This window comes from Spirulina sp. 06S082, assembly GCF_034932145.1.
In the GTDB taxonomy this organism is placed as follows: Bacteria; Cyanobacteriota; Cyanobacteriia; order Cyanobacteriales; family Spirulinaceae; genus CCY15215.
Genome location: NZ_JAYGHV010000255.1, coordinates 1 through 2024 on the forward strand (window position 1 = coordinate 1; position 2024 = coordinate 2024).

Consider the following 2024-nt stretch of genomic DNA (forward strand, 5'->3'; position numbering starts at 1 on the left):
CCTTCTAGTTTACCCGGTTTTTCGGAAAAAATTCTATCACTTTTTCCCGCAGCAGGCGATCGCAATTCCTCAATAATGTGAATCAATGTGAATCTAATGATCTCGTCAAACTAATCGTGACTTGGCCGCCAAAATCGGGGATCGTTGCAGCAAGTTTTGTTAAATCTATTTGTACTCGCTGTATTTTTTCAAAGGTTAATAGTTTCTCAACAATAACTGTTGCTAGTTTTTCAATCAGGGCAAATTTTTCTGTTTGCACGATCTGTCGAACCAGATTAATCGTCTCGCGGTAATCAAAAGTATCTTTGAGATCGTCACTATTAGCAGCTGTTTCTATATCCAGCCAAACAACTAGATCGATCTCAAACCATTGTCCTAAAACCTGTTCTTCCGGTAAAGCACCTGTATAACCGTAAGCCCGAATTCCTGTTATTTTAATTGCATCCATTTTCTATTGTTCAAGATTATTCATCAAGATTTTTATGAGTGAAAGGTTTAGCATTAGCACCGGAATAAGTCGCAACAATGTGACCATTACCAGTAACTTGATATTTGTAGGTGATTAATCCTTCTAATCCGACGGGTCCTCTGGGGGGCATTTGTTGAGTGCTAATTCCCACTTCTGCGCCAAAACCATAACGAAAACCATCAGCAAAACGAGTTGAACAATTATGATATACTCCGGCTGCATCCACTTGGTTCAAGAATTTTTCAGCAGCGTCGCGATCGCCGGTGATAATTGCCTCGGTATGTTTTGAGCCATATTGATTAATATGGGCGATCGCTTCTTCTAGCGAGTCTACAATTTTAATAGAGAGAATTAAATCGCTGTATTCTGTTTGCCAATCTTCTTCTGTTGCAGAGTCTACCGATAAAAACTCTAAAGTGCGATCGCAGCCTTTTAATTGGACTTCTTTTGCTTGCAAAGCCTCGGCAATTTTAGGTAAATAATCCTGGGCAATATCGGCGTGAATGAGTAATGTTTCAATGGCATTACAAGCCGCAGGATAGCCAACTTTGGCATCGAGAATAATGGGAATCCCTTGCTCGATGTCTGCTGCGCGATCGACATATAAATGGCAAATTCCATCAGCGTGACCCAAAACAGGAATGCGAGTATTATCCTGTACATAGCGAACAAAAGAATTAGAGCCGCGAGGAATAATTAAATCTACATATTCATCTAATGCTAATAAAGCGCGAATTTCTGCCCGTGTGGTTAAGAGTTGTACGGTATCGGGATTAACTTTCGTTTTTTCTAAGGCTTGACGAATAATTTTTGTTAATATCTGACAGGAATTGAGAGCCTCTTTCCCTCCCTTGAGAATAACGCCATTTCCAGACTTAATCGCTAGGCTAGTAATTTGAATTAAGGCTTCGGGACGTGCTTCAAAAATAATCCCTAAAACCCCTAAAGGACAAGTGACTCGCTTCAGAATTAACCCTTCATCTAGTTCTCGATAAATTTGTACTGTTCCCACCGGATCTGCCAATTTTGCCACATCGCGCACTCCGGCGATCGCGGCATTCAATTTTGTTTCCCCCAGTTTCAACCGTGCAGACAAGGCTTTGGGAATCCCCTCTTTTTCAGCCCTTTCGCAGTCAATACGATTCGCTGCTTGAATTTCTGCGGTAGATGCTGCTAGTGCTTGCGCGATCGCCTCTAAAGCATCATTGCGGTCTTTTGTTGATAATAGGGCAAGCTGTCGAGCCTCCTCTCGCGTTTTTCTGGCAATGTCTGTCAGGGTTATTTCTTCTGGTTTTGGCGTACTAATTTCCAAGGCAACCATAAATAAATCTCTAAAAACAAATCTCTAAAAATTCCAAATTTACATATTAACCCGAGTTGCTAGTTACCAATTAGGATACGTTTCGATCCCCCTAAATCCCCCTTAAAAAGGGGGACTTTGGGATTCTCCCCCCTTATCAAGGTAGGGACTATTCATCGGAGAGAGAAAAAATGTAACCCCCAAAGTGCCAGCCCCCTAAATCCCCCAAGTGTGGGGGACTTTGACTCCGGTTCC

2 protein-coding genes are annotated in these 2024 nt (G+C 41.9%); both read right to left on the reverse strand.

The window, feature by feature from the left end:
- Positions 1-82: 82 nt before the first annotated feature.
- Positions 83-448 (reverse strand): dihydroneopterin aldolase, encoded by a 366-nt coding sequence (gene folB / locus VB714_RS15365; protein WP_323225505.1) that lies wholly within the window; start codon positions 446-448, stop codon positions 83-85.
- Positions 449-464: 16 nt separating this feature from the next.
- Positions 465-1790, reverse strand: coding sequence for a glutamate-5-semialdehyde dehydrogenase (locus VB714_RS15370; RefSeq protein ID WP_323225507.1), 1326 nt, complete (start codon positions 1788-1790; stop codon positions 465-467).
- Positions 1791-2024: the final 234 nt, after the last annotated feature.